13 protein-coding genes are annotated in these 18,220 nt (G+C 69.2%); 5 read left to right on the plus strand and 8 right to left on the minus strand.

The window, feature by feature from the left end; translation table 11 throughout:
* Positions 1–57 precede the first annotated feature (57 nt).
* A complete protein-coding gene (locus tag BO221_RS12570) occupies positions 58–465 on the plus strand; it encodes an immunoglobulin-like domain-containing protein (protein WP_143195411.1) in 408 nt (135 codons plus the stop codon).
* Positions 466–474: 9 nt separating this feature from the next.
* Positions 475–2,163, plus strand: a complete 1,689-nt coding sequence (locus BO221_RS12575) for a hypothetical protein (RefSeq protein ID WP_073560650.1) — start codon at positions 475–477, stop codon at positions 2,161–2,163.
* 77 nt (positions 2,164–2,240) lie between these two features.
* On the opposite strand, the gene BO221_RS12580 is transcribed toward BO221_RS12575, so the two are convergent.
* From BO221_RS12580 to BO221_RS12595, 4 genes are all read right to left on the minus strand, one after another.
* Positions 2,241–2,681 (minus strand): organic hydroperoxide resistance protein, encoded by a 441-nt coding sequence (locus tag BO221_RS12580; RefSeq protein ID WP_073560651.1) that lies wholly within the window; start codon positions 2,679–2,681, stop codon positions 2,241–2,243.
* 134 nt (positions 2,682–2,815) lie between these two features.
* Positions 2,816–4,024, minus strand: coding sequence for a VWA domain-containing protein (locus tag BO221_RS12585; RefSeq protein WP_073560652.1), 1,209 nt, complete (start codon positions 4,022–4,024; stop codon positions 2,816–2,818).
* Positions 4,025–4,037: 13 nt separating this feature from the next.
* Positions 4,038–4,880: a MoxR family ATPase gene (locus BO221_RS12590; protein WP_073560653.1), complete on the minus strand. Its 843-nt coding sequence runs from the start codon at positions 4,878–4,880 to the stop codon at positions 4,038–4,040.
* A gap of 50 nt (positions 4,881–4,930) precedes the next feature.
* The gene (locus BO221_RS12595) at positions 4,931–5,476 is read right to left on the minus strand and encodes a hypothetical protein (RefSeq protein ID WP_073560654.1); all 546 of its coding nucleotides are present in this window, start codon (positions 5,474–5,476) and stop codon (positions 4,931–4,933) included.
* 161 nt (positions 5,477–5,637) lie between these two features.
* Between BO221_RS12595 and BO221_RS12600 the strand changes: the two genes are divergently transcribed.
* Complete coding sequence (locus BO221_RS12600; RefSeq protein ID WP_073560655.1) at positions 5,638–6,627, plus strand: endonuclease/exonuclease/phosphatase family protein; 990 nt, start codon at positions 5,638–5,640, stop codon at positions 6,625–6,627.
* A 1-nt stretch (position 6,628) separates the two neighbouring features.
* On the opposite strand, the gene BO221_RS12605 is transcribed toward BO221_RS12600, so the two are convergent.
* The gene (locus tag BO221_RS12605) at positions 6,629–7,126 is read right to left on the minus strand and encodes a DUF421 domain-containing protein (RefSeq protein ID WP_073560656.1); all 498 of its coding nucleotides are present in this window, start codon (positions 7,124–7,126) and stop codon (positions 6,629–6,631) included.
* Positions 7,127–7,273: 147 nt separating this feature from the next.
* Here BO221_RS12605 and BO221_RS12610 point away from each other — a divergent pair, with 147 nt between their 5' ends.
* Positions 7,274–8,842, plus strand: a complete 1,569-nt coding sequence (locus tag BO221_RS12610) for an ATP-binding protein (RefSeq protein WP_073560657.1) — start codon at positions 7,274–7,276, stop codon at positions 8,840–8,842.
* Between the two features lie 72 nt (positions 8,843–8,914).
* Here BO221_RS12610 and BO221_RS12615 read toward each other — a convergent pair whose 3' ends face one another.
* Positions 8,915–13,012, minus strand: a complete 4,098-nt coding sequence (locus tag BO221_RS12615) for an Ig-like domain-containing protein (protein WP_073560658.1) — start codon at positions 13,010–13,012, stop codon at positions 8,915–8,917.
* An 18-nt stretch (positions 13,013–13,030) separates the two neighbouring features.
* A complete protein-coding gene (locus BO221_RS12620) occupies positions 13,031–14,860 on the minus strand; it encodes an OmpA family protein (protein WP_073560659.1) in 1,830 nt (609 codons plus the stop codon).
* A 343-nt stretch (positions 14,861–15,203) separates the two neighbouring features.
* Between BO221_RS12620 and BO221_RS12625 the strand changes: the two genes are divergently transcribed.
* Positions 15,204–17,549 carry an ATP-binding protein gene (locus BO221_RS12625; protein WP_073560660.1) on the plus strand — a complete coding sequence of 782 codons (2,346 nt, stop codon included), beginning with the start codon at positions 15,204–15,206 and terminating at the stop codon, positions 17,547–17,549.
* Positions 17,550–17,565: 16 nt separating this feature from the next.
* Here BO221_RS12625 and BO221_RS12630 read toward each other — a convergent pair whose 3' ends face one another.
* Entirely contained in the window at positions 17,566–18,219 is a 654-nt protein-coding gene (locus tag BO221_RS12630; protein WP_143195412.1) for a hypothetical protein, read from the minus strand.
* Between the last annotated feature and the right edge of the window lies 1 nt (position 18,220).

The following is an 18,220-nucleotide window of genomic DNA, read 5'->3' on the forward strand; positions in this document are numbered from 1 at the left end:
GCCTTATCATCCCCGCCACGCCACTCGGACTGGCGAGCATGGGTGGGGGTGAGCAACATGATTCATCGGAACGCGCTTCTTGGCGGTGCGGTGCTCTGGCTGACGGCGTGTGGTGTGCCGCTGGTGGGAGAGGCGGACCTGAAGACGGACCAGCAGACCTATGCACCCGGCTCGAAGGTGAAGCTGCTGCTGCGGAACGACTCGCTCCAACTGCTCGGTTACAACCTCTGCATGTCCTCGCTGCAGCGCGACGAGGGAGGGACGTGGACGGTGGTTCCGCCCCCTGGCCGGCAGCTCTGCGCCGCCATCCAGTACAACATCTGGCCAGGAGAGAGCGGCGAGTCACTCCGCCCCCTTCCCGAGACGCTCCCGGAGGGGACGTACCGCTACGTCACGAATGTGGACTGGAACGGGGAGCACCAGGAGGTGGCGTCCAACGCATTCAGTGTGGCGCACGCGGAGTAGACTCGCGCCATGTCTTCCTACGTCTTCACCTCGAAGTCGCATGGAGTGGATGTCGAGGTTGACCTGTCCTCGCAGGTGCTGGCGCTCGAGGCCATCGAGCAGGAATCCTTCTGGCTCCAACGCGCACGCCTGAGCCAGCAGCGGAACTCCAACGAGCCCTACCTGTACCCGTGGCTGACCGGCATGCACTGGGGATGGGCACCGGCCATGGCCTTCGCGCTCAAGGCCAAGGCCTTCGATGACGGGCTGTATGCGGCCGTCGATCTGCTGATGCAGCACGGCACGCCCCTGCTGCCCGGCAAGCGCGGCATCGTCGAACACGTCCACCAGGAACTGCTCTCCCATTGGAGCCCGGAGGCCGCGGATCCGCTGAGGTCCGCCCTCGTCCTCGTTCGCGCCGCGCTGTCGATGACCGGCACGCTGGAGGAGCCCGACAAGAAGCTCCGCCTGCTCGTCGTGAAGTCCCTCAGGGAGTTCGAGTCCGACGCGGGGAAGTCCAAGCCCCTGGGCTTCTATACGTGGAGCTCGCGGCTCCAGGCCCTGTTCAAACAGGACCGGCTCCTTCAGGAGGAGCTGACGCCGGACGTGGCCCAGACCCTCCACGCGGCACTCCAGACGGATGAACACCTGCTGGACGCATGGCGGCGGCACCTGCGGCTGCTCGGCCGTCTGACCAATCCCCTCGCGAAGCCAGCACTCGACGAGGAGGGAGACTCACGCTGCTTCTTCCCGCCCTCGGACTCCCAGGAGGGACGGCTCGTGAAGGAGCTGTTCTCGAAGAAGTCTCCACCCGAGGGGTTCCAACTGGTGGACGAGCTGATCACCCGCATCCGGAGCGGACGGTCCACCACCCCCACCCCGCGCTCCGGCTGGTACGACCACCAGTTCCACGCGCTGGTGCCGTTCCTGATGCCCGAGCGGATGCCGGAAGCGAAGCGGCTCGTCCTCGGGCCCCGGTATCGCGCCGAGTTGGAGAAGCAGTTCCGTGCGCTCTTCGCGCTGACACGAGAGACCCACATCAAGCAGCTCGAGCAGGCCGTCGCGGGGTCGGGGGGACCACCTCCGCTCATCATCGAGCCCTCGCTCAGCATCGAGCCGCTCGCCGAGTTCTACCGGAGGCGCGCCGAGGGGTACCTCTTCCTGCGGCAGGTGCTCTGCGAGCTGCTGGGCGCACCGGCCCTGGCCAACATCCGGCGGGTGATGCCCACGGGAGAAACGGAGGAGCCGCTGCTCGACGAGTTGGTGTGGATGGAACAGCTCTTCCGAGGGGCACATGCCATCGTCCGGCAGGAGCTCGGAGTCGAAGCGGTGCCAGAGGCCTGGCTCCCTGCGGCGCAGATCACCCGGCGTTGGCTCCGTCAGTGGAAGGAGGATCCGGCGCTCACCCAGGACGCGCGCTGCGTCGTGCCCCTGTTCTTCGACCGCGAGCGCCAGAAGACCAAGGTCATGGCCGTCCTGGGCTTTCATCCCACGGACGTCGTGGTGGACTTCAAGCAGCCCCCGAAAGTCCGCGTGACAGACAGCCGGGGACACGCTGTCTCCGGCCTGGACGTCTACTTCGGGGCGGCGGAGCACCCCACTGTCTGTCCCGTGACCGCGGAGCTGTACGTGTCCCAGGTGCCGGACCGCGCGGAGTTCCAGGCCATCTGTGACAAGTACGTCAGCACCCGTGCAATCCTGGAGTCACTGCAGGGATGAGCACGGGGCAGTAACCCGGGGAGCGTGGCACCCTCACCCCCGACCCCTCTCCCGGTGGGAGAGGGAGAGGAGTGGACTCAGGCCACCTCGGACGAGAGCTTCACCTCGATGTTGCCCTGGGTCGCCAGCGAGTACGGGCACACCTTGTGCGCGGCGTGCATCAGCTCATCCGCCTCGGCCTGCGAGATGCCCTCGAGCTTGCCGTGCAGCGCCACCGACAGACCGAAGCCACCCTCTTGCGTCTTGCCGATGGTCACCTTCGCCGTGATGTGCGCGTCCTTGATCTGCTTCTTCATCTTCCCGGCCACCAGCCGCAGCGCGCCCTCGAAGCAAGCGGAGTAACCCGCCGCGAAGAGCTGCTCGGGGTTGGTGGAGCCAGCGGCCTCCGAGCCCCCCAGCGCCTTGGGCATCGTGAGCGGCATGTCGATCGTCCCATTGTCCGAGCGGACGCGGCCGTTGCGGCCCCCGTGCGAGGTGGCGGTGGCGGTGTAGAGCGGCTGGATGGCGACAGGGGCCATGGGGAGACTCCTCCAGAGTGGACTGCGAGGTGAGCGGCCCTTCTAACCCGCTCGCCTCCCGCCCGCCTGGTGTTCTGGAGGAGCCCCGGCGCCACAGTGTCGGGAGCATTTCACTTGTCTGCCCAAGGAGCCCGCTACCGGCGACCGCGCACCATGCGGCCCTTCGTCAGGTGCGCCACTGCTTCACCCAGGCCCTCCAGCGTCAGCGGGAACATGTCGAAAACGTTCTTCACCGCCTGGATGGTGTTGCCCCGCCACGTCTGCGGAGGCTCCGGGTTGAGCCAGGCGCTGCGCTCGAAGTGCCGCGCCAGCTCCATCAGCCACACCAGCCCTTCCTTGCCCTCGTTGGGATCGTACCGGCCCTCCGAGTTCGTCCGCATCGTCAGCTCGTACGGCGCCATCAGCGCGTCTCCCACCACCACCAGCTTGTGGTGCCGCCCCACCTGCGCCATCAGGTCCGGCACGCTGATGCCGCCCACCAGGTACGGCGAGTCGAACACGCGTCCATAGACGCAGTTGTGGAAGTAGTACGTGCGCAGCTCCTTGAAGTGCGTGGCCTGCTTCGCCACCGAGAAGAGCCGGCTCACCAGGTGCGCATACGGGTCCATGGAGCCGCCCACGTCCATCAGCAGCACCACGCGCGTGTTCGGCCGGCGCGGCGGGCGCGTCACCACCTCCAGCTCGCCCGCGTTCTTCGCCGTGGCCGCGATGCTGCCCTCCACGTCCAGCTCGTCCGCCACGCCCTCGCGCGCGAAGGCCCGCAGCTTGCGCAGCGCCACCGCCATCTGCCGCGTGTCCAGCACCACGTCGCCCCGGTACCCCTGATACCGGCGCGCCCCGGCGATCTTCATCGCCATGCGGCCACCACCGCCCTCGGCCCCCTCGCCTCCCACCCGGAAACCCTCGCGCGGGTTCCCCGAGTGCCCGAAGGGCGACGCGCCCCCCGTCCCAATCCACTTCTTCCCACCGTCGTGCCGCTCGGTCTGCTCCTCCAACCGCAGCTGGAAGAGCTTCTCCAGCTCCTCCACGTTGAAGTGCTCCAGCAGCGCCCGCTCCTCCGGGGTGAGCTCCCGCCGCTCGCGCGCTTCCTTCAACCACTCCAGCAGCTCGTCCTTCAGCTGCTGCCCCGCGCCCTCCATGCCCTTGAAGTGCGCCAGGAAGGCTTGATCGAAGGCATCCAGGTGCGTCTCCGAGTGCACCAGCAGCGCCCGCGCCACGTGGTAGAAGCCATCCAGCGAGCTGTCGTGCAGCCCCGCATTCAGCGCTCCCGCCAGCGCGACCGCCTCCTGCGCGCCCACCGGCACCCCGCGCCGCCGCAACTCATAGAGGAAGGGCAGGAACATGGCTCGCCTCCGCTCAGGCCTTCGTCCGGCGGCCCCGCCCGAAGGCCTCCGCCACCGCCATCAGGTCCTGCTCACGCTTCAGCAGCGCGCCCAGGAAGGGCAGGTTGTCGTCCAGCTTCACGTTCGTCACGCCGTTGGCCTTGAGCACGGCGATCCAATCCACCAGCTCGCTCGTGGACGGGCGCTTGCGCAGCCGCGTGAAGTTGCGCAGCTCGTAGAAGACCTTCAGGGCCTGCTCCGTCAGCGACTCGTCCAGCCCCGGGTGGTGCACCCCGACGATGCGCCGCATCAGCTCCTGGTCCGGGAAGTCGATGAAGTGGAAGACGCACCGGCGCAGGAAGGCATCCGGCAGCTCCTTCTCGTTGTTGCTGGTGATGATGACCACCGGGCGGTGCGCGGCCACCACGTCCTCGTTGGTCTCCGAGATGCGGAAGCGCATCCGATCCAACTCGTGGAGCAGATCGTTGGGGAACTCCACGTCCGCCTTGTCCACCTCGTCGATGAGCAGCACCACGCGCTCCTTCGAGGCGAAGGACTCGCCCAGCGGGCCCATGCGGATGTAGCGGCGGATGTCGCGCACGTCGCCCTCGCCGAAGCGCGAGTCATACAGGCGCTGCACGGTGTCGTAGACGTACAGGCCGTCCTGGGCGCGCGTGGTGCTCTTCACGTGCCAGGTGAGCAGGCGCTGGCCAAGGCTCTCGGCAACGGCCTCGGCCAGCAACGTCTTGCCCGTGCCAGGCTCACCGCGAACCAGCAACGGACGCTGGAGCGTCAGCGCGCAGTTGACGGCGGACTGGAGGCCCTCGCTGGAGAGGTAGGAATCGGTTCCGCGGAATCGAGAAGGAGAGGACGTCATGGCGTGTCCCCTCCTTTAACACCGACCCGCTTCCGGCGCCTGCCTGCCCGCTAGTTGGCGCCGTTGTTCACCACGATCATCGACTCGGCGCTTACCCGGCGGCCCACGAAGGGCAGCGAGGCGCTGCAGTTGGCCACGGGGCACGCGGTGGCCCCGGTGCACTCATAGCTCAGCGCGATCGTCCCCTCCAGGGTATCCCCCACCTTGTCGAGGGTATAGGTGGCGCGCGAGGAGCGATTCGGGCCGGTCTCCACCCGCTCGGTGGTGAAGGTCGGCTTGTCCGCATCGGTGCTCACGATGGCGCCATCCACATCGATGTCCACCCGGGCATCACCCAGGTCGTAGTCGATGTTGTTCACCTCCAGGTACTTCCCGCCCTCGACTCCGTCCCAGAGGACCCACTGCTCGACCTCCACGGTGTTGGTCGTCCGGTCATTGGGGGTCGGCGCGGTGCCGGAGCTGTAGCAAGAGCCGGGCATGCTGCCCAGGGGAGTGCTGTCGATGGACACCCGGTAGTACTGCGGCTGCTCACCACAACCCATCACGCCCACCGTCATCACGGCGGCCACGGCGCACAACGTCGAACGCAGCTTCATATCGTCTTCTTCTCCAGGCCCACTGCCTGCCAGTGGGCGGTCCGTATGCTCCCGGGGCAGCCGAGCAACCCCGGTGGCGGCGGAGTATCCGGACCCGAGGGGGATGCGCAAGCTCCAGGGTGCTCCCGCTGGGAGCGGAGCGTCCGTAACTTCGAGCGAGCATGGCCCCTACGCCCATACGCATCGTCAGCTACAACGTCCGCTACTTCGGACATGCCCTGCGCGGGCTCGCCAGCACGCTGGGACCCAAGCGGCGGGTCGCAGCGGCGTTGGCCGCGTTGAATCCCCTGCCGGACATCGTCTGCCTGCAGGAGGTGGAGACCCAGTCCTTCCGCAGCAACGTGGCCCACCGGCGCACCCGCCCCGACGAGACGCAGCTGGAGGCCTTCATGGGACGCATGGAGGAAACGTTCGCCAACCTGCGCCGCCCCATGCCCTACGAGGCCTTCTACTTCCGCGCCCACCACTACAAGCTGGGCGAGTTCTCCCTCTACACCACGGGGCTGGCCATCCTCGTCAACACCCAGCGGCTCGCCGTGGACACCCACAACGTGGACTCGCCCCACCACATCACCCACCACCACGTGCGGGCCCTGCGCGAGCGCAAGCAGAGCCGCATCTGCGCCCACATGCGGCTGCTGCGCCTGGAAGACGGGCTGCCCTTCCACATCTTCAACACCCACCTGAGCCTGCCCACCCCCTTCTCCCGCGTCTTCTGGGCCACCCGCGAGAAGATGGGCAACGGCATCAACCAGCTCCACGAGGCGCGCGCCCTCGCCCAGCTCGTGCGGGCCCGCTCCAACAGCGAGCCCTTCCTCATCTGTGGGGACTTCAACTCGCCGCCGGCCTCACCCGTCTTCCACTACCTGTGTGACGAGGCCTGTTTCATCGACGCCCAGGCGGCGGTGGGACAGATAGACCCGCGGCAGCCCCGCGGCTTCCCCACCGCCGGCTTCATGCACATGCGCATGCACCTGGATCACATCTTCTCCGGGGGCGGGGTGCGCTGGCTGGATGCCGACGAGACGTGGCCCTTCGGAGACGTGCGCAGCCGCTTCCACGGCCTGTCGGACCACATGCCCCTCATCGCGCGCTTCCAGCTCGAGCCGCCCCCCGCGCACGCCGAGCCCTCCGCGCCCGCCGGGGCGTGAGTCACTGCCGGGCCTCGCGGAAGAGGAACGACACCCGGCCATTGGGCTCGAGGAAGGCCGCGCGCACCGAGCCCAGGTCATCCCGGCCATGGGAACGCAACTGGCTGAGCAGCTCGCTGCGGGAGATGTGGCTCTTGCGCAGGTTCTCGTGCACCAGCTCGCCCTCGTGCACCAGCTCCAGCGGGCGGCCTTCCAGCACCCGGGCCGCGCGGCGGTCGCGGAACGACAACCACGAGAAGAGCCGGTCCCACGCACCCAGCGTGGCCAGGGCGATGAAGCCCGTGGTGAGGCTGTCGTCATCGCCCACGAGCGTCCGGCGCAGACACACCGTGAGCAGGAAGAGCAGCGCCAGGTCGAAGCTGGAGTAGCGCCCCAGCTCCTTGCGCCCGAGCAGCCGCAGGACGAGCTGCGAGAAGAGGAACACCATCGAGACGCGGAAGATGACCTCCAGCGGATGTATCTCCGGAGCCCAGATACCGTGCCAGTCGAACGGTTTCATGAAGGGAAGCTGGCCATGGAAGCAGCATCCGGCCTGCCCCCGTCCCCACCCCGGCCCAGCGGCCGGGCAACCGCGGGCTGCGGCCCGTCTGCCCCGCCATCTCCAACCTGTAGGCTCTAGGAGGTAAGCCTCTCTCCGAGGGGAAACATGGCTGGCGACGACTTCAGGGAGCTGATGGACGCCATGGCGGACCCACTCGTGGCCTGCGACGGCGACGAGTGCGTCCTCTACCTGAATCCCGCCGCCGAGCGCCTGCTTGGCTGGACGCTGAAGGAGCTGAGGGGAAAGCCCTTCACCCGCCTGGTTCCCGAGCGTCTGCGCTCCTTCGACGGGTACTCCTTCCTGCGCTACCTGCTGGGCCGCAGGCGGGCGCTGAGCGGGCGGCCCGTGCGCGTCTTCCTGGTGCGCCGGGGTGAAGCCGAGCTGGAGGTGGAGGTGACGGTGGGTACCTCCATGGGAGCGGACGGGGAACGCATCTCCGTGGTGCTGCGGCGCACGCCCGAGCTCCCCGACTACACCGACGAGCCGCTGGAGCGGGTGTCCTCCCTGGTGCACGCGCACGCACCGCAGCCGCCGGGCTCCGCCGGGGAGCGCGCCTACCAGCTCGTCTTCGAGAACGCTCCGCTGGGCCTCTTCCACTTCGACACCGCGCCCACCATCGTCGCGTGCAACGACTACTTCGTGCGCATCATGGGCTCCTCCAAGCGGGTGCTCATCGGGCTCAACCTGCTCACCCTCCAGGACGAGGCCATCCTCACCTGCGTGCGAGACGTGCTCGCCGGACGCCACGCCTACTACGAGGGAGAGTACCGCTCCGTCACCGCGAGCAAGCTCACCCCCGTGCGCGCCCACTTCGCGCCCTGCTTCGGAGAGGACGGCCAGGTGGAGGGAGGCGTGGTCATCGTCGAGGACATCACCGAACAGCGGATCGCCGAGGCCGAGCGCAACCGCCTGTTCCGCGAGGCCCAGGAGGCCATCCGCGTTCGCGACGACTTCCTCACCATCGCCTCGCACGAGCTGAAGACGCCGCTCACCCCGCTGTCGCTGCGGCTGGCCAGCCTGGAGCGCCGGTTGGAGCGCAAGGAGCCGGTGGATCCCACCCTGCTGCGCCACGCGCGCCAGCACCTGGTGCGGCTGGCGGCGCTCATCAATGATCTGCTGGATGCCTCGCGCATCGAGGCCGGCCGGCTCGCGCTGCACTTCGAGCCCACCCGGCTGGACGCCATCGTCGAGCGCGCGCTGACCACGATGGACGCCGAGCGCGGCCAGCACCGCTTCGACTACTCGCACCCGGCGGAGGCGGTCCGCATCCGGGGAGACCCGTACCGGCTGGAGCAGGTCATCGCCAACCTGCTGGAGAACGCGCTCAAGTACAGCCCCGCGGACAGCACCGTGCGCGTGACGCTGGACGTGCGCGGCGACTTCGCGCTGCTGTCCGTGGCGGACGAGGGCATTGGCATTCCCCAGGACCAGCAGGAGCAGCTCTTCGAGCGCTATTTCCGCGCCCGGAACGTCTCCGTCACGTCCTACGGAGGGCTGGGGCTGGGCCTCTACATCAGCCGCGACATCGTCGAGCGTCATGGCGGCCGCATCTGGGTGGAGAGCGAGGTGGGCCGGGGCGCCACCTTCTACGTGGCCCTTCCGCTGCTGTCCGCCGCGAGCCCCACGCCGCCCGATCCGCGGCCCGGCACGGACTCGACACACTCGATGCACTGAGCCCATGAAAAAGGCCGGGCCCCGCCTCCACGAAGGGAGGGGAGCCCGGCCCGAATCATGCTCCGCGAGCGCTCAGTTCCGGCGGCGGCGGGACAGCGTGAGGAACGTGCCCAGGCCCAGCAGCAGCCACGAGGCGTCACCGCCCGTGGCCGAGCAGCCGATACCATCGCCCAGGAAGGCGACGTCCCCGCCCTCGGCCACGGTCCAGGTCCAGGTGGCCGGGGTGGCATCCACGTTGCCGGCGGCATCGCGGGCACGCACCTGCAGGGTGTGCTCGCCATCGGCCAGGCCGGTGAAGGTCACCGGCGAGGTGCACGGGGTGTAGGCGGCACCGTCCAGGCTGCACTCGTACGTCACGCCCGGCTCGTTCGAGCTGAGCTCGAACGTCGCGGTGCGCTCCGGGGTGGTGCCGAACGGACCGGAGGTGATGTTCGTCTCCGGCGCCACGGTGTCATCCACGATGGTGAAGGGGCTCGGCGTGGAGGAGGTGGGGCTGGAGTTGCCCGCCTCGTCCGTGGCGCGGACCTGCACCTCATGCTCGCCCGGCGTCAGCGGCGTGGTGGGCGTGTAGCTCCAGTTGCCGGACGCATCCGTCGTGGCGGTGCCCACCTCGGTGCCGTCGATGATGATGGTGACGGTGCTGTTGGGCTCCGCCGTGCCGCTGATGACCGGCGTGAGGGTGTCCACGATGCTGTTGGGCGCCGGGCTCACGACGACGGGCACCGCGGGCGGGGTGAGATCCACCGTCCAGGTGTAGGTGGCCGGCGAGGGGTCCACGTTGCCCGAGGCATCCCGCGCGCGCACCTGAAGCGTATGGGTGCGCTCGTCCAGACCCGTGAAGGACTCCGGGTCCGCGCAGGAGGTGAAGGGCGCACCATCCAGGCTGCACTCGAACGTGACGCCCGCTTCCGGCGAGCTGAAGTCGAACGTCGCGTTCGTCGCATTGGTGCGCACGGGCGGACCCGACACGATGGTGGTGTCCGGCACCGCGGCATCCACGGTCCAGGTGTAGCTGGCCGGCGTTGGATCCACGTTGCCCGCCGCATCCGTCGCGCGCACCTCGAACGTGTGCGACCCATCGCCCAGCCCCGGGTAGTTCACCGGGCCCGTGCAGGGAGTGAAGGGCGCACCATCCAGGCTGCACTCGAACGTCGCGCCCGCCTCCGAGCTGAAGTCGAACGTCGCGTCCGGCGAGTTGCTGGGGTTGGGCGGGTTCGAGACGAGGGTGGTCTCCGGCGGCGTGAGGTCCACCGTCCAGGTGTAGCTGGCCGGCGTGGGGTCCACGTTGCCCGCCGCATCCTTCGCGCGCACCTCCAGGGTGTACGACTTCTCCGTCAGGCCCGTGAACGTCTCCGGGTCCGCGCACGCGGTGAAGGGCGCACCGTCCAGGCTGCACTCGAACGTCGCCCCTGTCTCCGAGCTGAAGTCGAACGTCGCGCTCGTCGCGTTGGTACGCGCCGGCGGGCCCGACACGATGGTGGTGTCCGGCGGCGTGAGGTCCACGGTCCAGGTGTAGACCGCCGGAGTGATGTCCATGTTGCCCGCCGCATCCACGGCGCTCACCTCGAGCCGGTGCTCTCCGTCACCCAGGGCCGCGAAGGTCTCCGGGTCCGAGCAGGGAGTGAACGTCAGCGCGTCATCCAGCCGGCACATGAAGGTAGCCCCCGCCTCCGAGCTGAAGTCGAACGTCGCGCTCGACGAATTGGAGAGACTCGGCGGGCCCGAGACGATGACGGTGTCCGGCGCCGTGAGGTCCACCGTCCAGGTGTGGCTGGCCGGAGTCGGGTCCACGTTGCCCGCCGCATCCTTCGCGCGCACCTCCAGGGTGTACGACTTCTCCGTCGTCAGACCTGTGAACGTCTCCGGGTCCGCGCACGCGGTGAAGGGCGCGCCGTCCAGGCTGCACTCGTACGTCGCCCCCGTCTCCGAGCTGAAATCGAACGTGGCGCTCGTCGCATTGGTGCGCACGGGCGGGCCCGACACGATGGTGGTGTCCGGCGGCGTGAGGTCCACCGTCCACGTGTAGCTGGCCGGAGTCAGGTCCACGTTGCCCAAGGAATCCAGCGCGCGCACCCGCAGGGTGTACGACTTCTCCGTTGTCAGATCCGTGAAGGTCACCGGATCCGTGCAGGAGGTGAAGGGGGCACCGTCCAGGCTGCACTCGTACGTCACGCCCGGCTCCGCCACCACCACGTTGAAGTCGAACGTGGCGCTCGTCGCGTTGGTGCGCGTGGGCGGACCCGAGACGATGACGGTGTCCGGCGGCGTGAGGTCCACCGTCCACGTGTAGCTGGCCGGGGTGTCATCCACGTTCCCCGCGGCGTCGATGGCCCGCACCTCGAGGGTGTGCACGCGCTCGGTGAGGCCGGTGAAGGTCACCGGGTCCGTACAGGTGGTGAAGGCCGCACCATTCAGGCTGCACTCGTAGCGCACGCCCGGCTCGCTCGCGCTGAAGTCGAACGTGGCGCTCGTCGCGTTGGTCGGAGACGCCGGACCCGAGTCGATGACGGTGTTCGGCCTCGTGACGTCCACGGTGAAGGTATTGGCCGCGCTCTTGGGGCTCTGCACGCCATCCACCTCGATGGCCGCCTGCACCGTATAGGTCTTCTCGGCGAGGTCCGCGGGCGGGGAGAAGATGTAGGTGCCAGAAGAGTTGGACGTCGCCCGGCCGACCTCGACCCCGTCGAGATAGATGACCACCGTGGAGTTGGGCTGGGCCGAGCCCCGGATGTCGGGCCTGCGGTTGCTGGTGGAGGAAGCATCAGCCGGCTGGGTCACCGTGGGAACCGGCAACGCGGTGGGGAAACCCGTGGTCAGCCGGGAGAAGACGCCGTCCACGCCCGACTGCGCGCCGTAGGTGCCACCACCGGGTGCCGACGGGTCCTGCTGCGTTCCCGCGGCGGCACGGCCGACACTGCTGGAACTGATGGCGCAGGTACCGCTCGCGGACTGGAACAGGATGCGGCCGCCACCGCCTCCGCCGCCCGGCCCGACCTGGATGAGGCCCGAGTTGCCACCAGTGCCGCCTCTCGCCCCCACGCTGGTGCCGCCGCACGAGACCGCCGCGGCGAAGCGCAAGTGGAGCGTACCGCCCGCGCCACCACCACTGGAGGCATCGTTCGTGGCCACGCTGACCGGCTCACCGTTCGCGGAGATGGCGCCCGTTCCAGCGAGCTGGTTGGCACGGATGAAGACGATGCCACCGCCCTTACCTCCCGTTACGAGGCTTCCCGAGTCGCCATGACCCGAACCACCGCCACCGCCGAGCGTGAGGCGGGTGAGCAGGGAGCCATCGACCGCCGCGCCGCCCAGGCCGCCCACGGGCCTGTTGCCATCCCCCGAATTACCGCCGGTGCCACCCGCGCCACCGTTACCGCCGCCGCCACCGCCGGACTTGTAGCAGACGCCACCGCCACCGCCGTTGGCCACGTTGCCACGCCCGGTGTGCGTGTCTCCATAACGGGTGATGGCGAGACCCTCGCCCTTCTGCGCCCCTTGGGGAGCGGCCCTGTCCAGGTCCGTGTCCAGGCACCCCACCTCGCCGCTATCGTCATCGACGAACCGGCCGCCGCGAAAACCGACGAAGCTCGCGTTGACGGTGCCATTGTTGGTGAAGGTGTTCTGGGCCAGGAAGGCAATGACGCCACCCGAGCTCCCGTCCCACGGCGCCGCGGTGATGCTCCGGGCCACGTTGATGGTGAAGTTCTTGAACTCGGGGACCCGGATGACCTGGGTCACGTTGGCGGCGTAGTAGTAGACGAGCGGCGCCGTCAGCGTCATCGAGCCCTCGGTCACCGAGGCCAGCCGCGCGAACTCCCAGCGGCCCACCTCCGTGTAGCGGCTGTTGAGGTCAATCACGGCGGGGTCACCCGAGGCGGGATCTGGCACGAGGCCCGTCGTCTGGAGCACCAGCACCAGGTCGCCCGCCGTGAAGCAGGCCGTCTCACCCCTGCACGTCCCCACGGAGATGACAGTGTCCCCCGCGGCCAGCGGCCCCGTCACCGGGGCATAGCTGTTGACGTAGTTGGTACCAGCGGTCGACACCGTGCGATCGTCATTGCGCCCGGTGCCCAGGCCGAACGTATCCGGCTCGGCCAGCGCGGCCGTCGAGCCGAGGGCCAGCGTGCACAGCGCCGCCGAGAGCCACTTCTTGAAGAGTCCGTTCTTCATGTTCTTCGTTTCCTTCAGCTACGGCAGCTCGCGCTCGGGGGTGACGATGATGAACTCCACGCGCCGGTTGGACGCGCGGCCCTTCTCCGTCTTGTTGGAATCGATGGGCCGGTCGGGACCGAAGCCCTGCGCCTCCAGGCGCGACGGCTCCACCCCCTTGCTCACCAGGTAGCCCTTCACCGCCTCGGCCCGCGCCAGCGACAGCTTGCGGTTGGCCTCCGCGTTGCCACGGTTGTCGGTGTGGCCCTCGATGACCATCTTGTCCACCTCGGGGTGCTGCTGGAGGATCTTCGCCACCTGGTCCAGCATCTTGAAGGACCGCGGCTGGATGATCGCCTTGCCGGTGGCGAAGAACACCTGCTCCTTGATCTCCAGCTTGCCCTTCTGGATGGCCACCATCTGCTTCTGCTGCACCGGGCAGCCCGCGTTGGTCGGCACGCCCTTCTCGGCGGGGCAGTTGTCCAGGTGGTCCGCCACGGTGTCACCATCCGTGTCCTTCGCCGGGCAGCCGCGCAGCTCCGGCAGGCCCGCCTCCGTGGGGCACCTGTCCGCGGCGTCCTCGATGCCATCCTTGTCCGCGTCCCGCACCGGGCAACCCTGGCGATTGGCCGGGCCCGCTTCCGTGGGGCACTTGTCCGCGGCGTCCTCGATGCCGTCCTGGTCCGCGTCGCGCACCGGGCAGCCCTGACGCTCGGCCGGGCCCGCTTCCGTGGGGCACTTGTCCGCGGCATCCTCGATGCCATCCTGGTCGGCGTCCCGCACCGGGCAGCCCTGGCGATTGGCCTCGCCCGGCTCCGTGGGGCACATGTCCACGCCATCCTCGATGCCGTCCCTGTCCGTGTCCCTCAGCGGGCAGCCCTGGCGATTGGCCAGGCCCGCCTCGGCGGGGCACGAGTCCTCGCCATTCACCACGCCATCGCCGTCATCATCGCGGCGCGAGGTGTCCACCTTCTCGCCTCCGCCCATCGCCACGCCGAGCAGCACGCGGAACGTGGGCGTGCCCGGCGCATTGCCGAAACCGGGGCCGCCCAGCGCGTAGGCCTCGAGCGACTCGTTCAGGGGCAACCGCAGGCCCGCCAGCACCTCCAGGGAGCCCTGCTCGCGAGTGAGCGGCACGCTGCCGCGGACGTTGAGCTCGCCACGCAGCCCGTCGCCCGTGGTGGCCACCACCGCGCCCAGGCGCACCTCGCTGCCCAGCTCGTCCTGCACCTCGCCCTCGTCCCCCAGGACGACGGCGGGACGGATCAACGCTCCGGCCTCCACGCCCGCGCGCAGCGCGCCGAAGTTCCGGCCCAGCATCACCTTGGGCGAGAGCCGGACGATGCTGTCGCGCGAGAGCGTGTCCGCGCTGCCCACGGGCAGGCCCACGCCCAGCTCGAGCGCCAGATCCACCGGCGCATCCCGCCGCTGCGCGAGCAGTCCCAGCCGCACGTGCGCTATCGGCGTGGACAGGCCCGTGGTGGCCGGGGACTCGACGTTCTGCGCGCTCAGGTCATCCCCGTTCTGCCAGAGCACCAACGGTAGCTGCAGACCCAGCTCCAGCCACTGCATCGGCGCCCAGGCAGCCAGCAGGTGTCCCGTCGCCCGGTTGCCCACCACCGAGCCCAGCCGGTTGCCGTTCCGGTACATCACGAGCGGATCGTTCTCGTAATGACCCGCGATCGAGAGGCGGAAACCGCCCTTGGGCAGCAGCTCGCCGGTGCCCATCAGCAGCGAACCGCGGCCGTTGGGGTTGAGTTCCAGGCGCTCCAGCTCGAACGACGGCAGGCCCGAGGGCTGCGCGAGCGCGGCCGGGCCGAGCAGAAGGGTGGCAACGGCGGACAGGAGGGACAGCTTGGTGTGGCTCATGGTTTTTCCGTGTCGGGGCCCCTGCGGGTCCGTTTCTGGCTGGACCGCCCCTCGGCACTGCATCCCAGGTGAAGAGCGAGGTGGGAAGGACTCCCCGTACGACTCCTGGATGACGCCGAGCGCATACAGACCCGAGATGGGACGAGGTGTCCAGACATCGTTCAGGGTGTGGCGCACGCCAGCCTGTCCTTCGGGGAACCGCGATTCCGGCTTCCAGTGCCTCTGGAGAAGTCTCGCGCCCGCCTGCTCTGTCCTTCAGTGAACCCGTGGTTCGTACTCCCAGTAGCACCCGAGGGCAAACAAACGTTGCCGTGAAGGCAGCAGGTGCGCACCGTGGGGCACGATGAGCGTCCTGGGGCGAATCAGTTGCGGCCTGGGCCTCGGGCTCGCCGGGTTGTTGCTGAACCTGGCGGCCCTCGAGGTATTGCCCGGGGTGCATCTGCTGCTCGGGCCGCTGCTGGTGCTCACCGCCGGGGTGCTGTGCGGGCCTGTAGCCGGAGCGCTGGCGGGAGCCGTCTCCGGCGTGAGGACGCTCTGGCTGTGGGGCCACCCGTGGGGCTGGCTCAACATCACCCTCGAGGGCCTCGTCGTGGGCGCGCTGCGCCGGCGCGTCAGCCCGGTGGCGGCGGACGCGCTGTATTGGATTCTCAGTCCGTTGTACTTCCTCGCCACCTACTTCCTGCTGGCCGGTATTCCCACCTCGGCCATCCTGGTGGCGGGGCTGAAGCAGGCGGTGAACGGGCTGCTGGCGGCGCTCATCCTCCAGGTGGTGGTGCTGCTGCCGCCCGTGCGCAGGCGTCTGCGCGCCCTGCTGCCCCTGCCGCTGGCGAACATGTCGCTGGGCCGGGTGTTCGGCTCGGCGCTCACGCTGGGGGCCATCATCCCGCTGCTGGTGCTGGGCGGCGCCGAGGGCCGCGAGCGCTACACCTCCGAGGTGCGGCAATTGGACGAGGCCAACCTGCATGCCGCGCGGGTGGTGGCCAATGAAATCGAGAGCAGCCTCGCGCACGCCCGGCATGGCGTGTCGCGGCTGGCCCGCACGCTCTCGTCGAGCCTCTCGGCGGAGGGAGCGCTGCCGGGCCCCAACTTCCTCGAGGGGGAGCTGGACGCGCTCGTCACCTATTCGCCCGAGGTCATCAACGCCTACGTGGGAAGTCCGGCGGGGGTGGCGCTCGCGTTCTCCCCGAGGACCGACGCGGCGGGCCGTCCGCTGGCGGGCATGGACTTCTCGGATCGCGCCTATGTGGAGGAGGTACGGCGCTCGCGCGGGCCGTTGGTGAGCGACGTCTTCCTCGGGCGCGGAGGAGTCTCGGGGCCGTTGGTGGTGACGCTGGCCCCCATCCGCCGCGACGAGCGGTACGCGGGGTACGTGCTGGCGGCGGTGGATCTGCCGCGGCTGCGCCGGCACGCCCAGGCGCAGATTGGAGACGGGCAGCGGCGCATCCTGGTCGTCGACGCGCGGGGCGGGCTCATCTTCGACTCGTCGGAGGAGAACCCGGGGCAGCTGCGCAGCATCATCAGCACGGCCCTGGCGCGGGCCCTGGAGGAGTCGGGCCCCAAGGGCACGGGCACCTACGAGTCGGAACCGGACGCGGTGACGCTGGTGCGGGTGGGTACGCTCCAGCACTTCGGCGTGGTGGAGGTGCCGCCGCTGGGCTGGCGGGTGGTGGTGCAGCAACCGGGCACACGGCTGCAGCGGGACGTGGAGCGATCCTATTTCGGGCTGCTCGGGACGCTGGGATTGGCCACGGTGTCGGCGGTGATGTTGGCGCTCGCCTTCTCGCGAACCATCGTCGCCCCGGTGCAGGGGGTGTCACGCGCGGCGGCGCGGCTGGCCGCGGGAGAGCGCACGGCCCGCGCCGCCGAGGCGGCCGAGGATGCACCGCGCGAGCTGAACCAACTGGCGGAGACATTCGACCGGATGGCGTCACAGCTCTCCCGGCAGCTGGAGGCCATCGAGCGCACCAGCCGGGAGAAGGACGCCTTCCTCTCCATCGCCTCGCACGAGCTGAAGACACCGCTCACCGCGCTCAAGGCGCAGGTGCAGTTGTTGCGGCGCAAGCTGGGGGACGAGCACGCGCAGCGGCTGGACAACGTGAGCCGGCAGGTGGACCGGGTGACGCGGCTGGTGAACCAGTTGCTGGACGCCTCGCAGCTGGGTCTGGCGCAACTGCCGCTGCAGCGCACGCGGATGGACCTGAGCGAAGTGGTGCGGCGGGTGGCGGAGACGCTGGTGAGCACCTCGCCGCGGCACACGCTGGAGCTCGAGACGGAGCCCGTGATGGGCGACTTCGACGAGCTGCGCCTGGAGCAGGTGGTGCACAACCTGGTGTCCAACGCCATCAAGTACAGCCCGACGGGGTGCGCCATCCAGGTGTGGACGCGGAGGCGGCCGGAGGGCGAGGCGGAGCTGGTGGTGGCGGACCGGGGCATCGGCCTGCGCGTGGAGGACGAGGAGCAGCTCTTCGGACGCTTCGAGCGGGGAGACCGGCGCGAGCTGACGGGCATCTCGGGGATTGGGGTGGGGCTGTACGTGTCGCGGGAGATCATCCGCCGGCATGGAGGCCGCATCTCGCTGCGCCCACGCGAGGGAGGTGGCGCGGTGGCCACGGTGTGGCTACCGGCGGCGACGGAGCCGGAGCGCGGCCGCCGGGACCCGCCCGCGCATCAGGAAGAGGGGCGGGAGTAAGGCCTACCCTTCCCTCTCAGGCCGACTTCACCCGTGCGAACCAGTCCCGGTACTCGTCCCCCAGGTTCATGATGAAATCGAAGCGCCCGGTGCCGAGCATCTCGACGAGCCGCCGGTCGCGAGCGATGAGCTCGGGAACTCCCGAGGGAAAGTCGACCCCTCGCATCCCATCGAGCCGATACCCCTCATCCGCCACCAGGATGTCGAGGTAGCGCGAGAAGGTGTCGAAGAAACGATCCACGTCCGAGGCAACTGGCAGAACGTACCTCTCCGCATAGGCGTTGATGTAGATGACCGGCTGGAGCCCCCGCTCGTCGGCCAGGCCCGGTACCACGGCGTAGTAGTAGGCGAGATCCGGGATGCAACCGAAGGCCACGGAGGAGTGAAAAGGCTCCTGCGTGCCCCTCCGCCGTGCACCCGTGGAGAGAGCGAGCCCATCCACCTGGTCATCCAGGCGATGCAGCAGCAATTCGCCGTCCTTCCCCGCGATGCGCAGCCCTCCCATCCGCCTGTAGACGGTGGCGAGAACCGGGTCGAAGGGATGGCCCGCCACCATCTCTCCCGCGGCTGGAATGGAGCGCCCAGGCGGCGACGATTCCACGGAGAAACCGTGCTTCCGACACACGTCCAGCAACCGCTCGAGTCCCGGTAACGGCATTTCGGAGACCATG

The organism is Archangium sp. Cb G35, from assembly GCF_001896145.1.
Classification (GTDB): domain Bacteria; phylum Myxococcota; class Myxococcia; order Myxococcales; family Myxococcaceae; genus Archangium; species Archangium violaceum.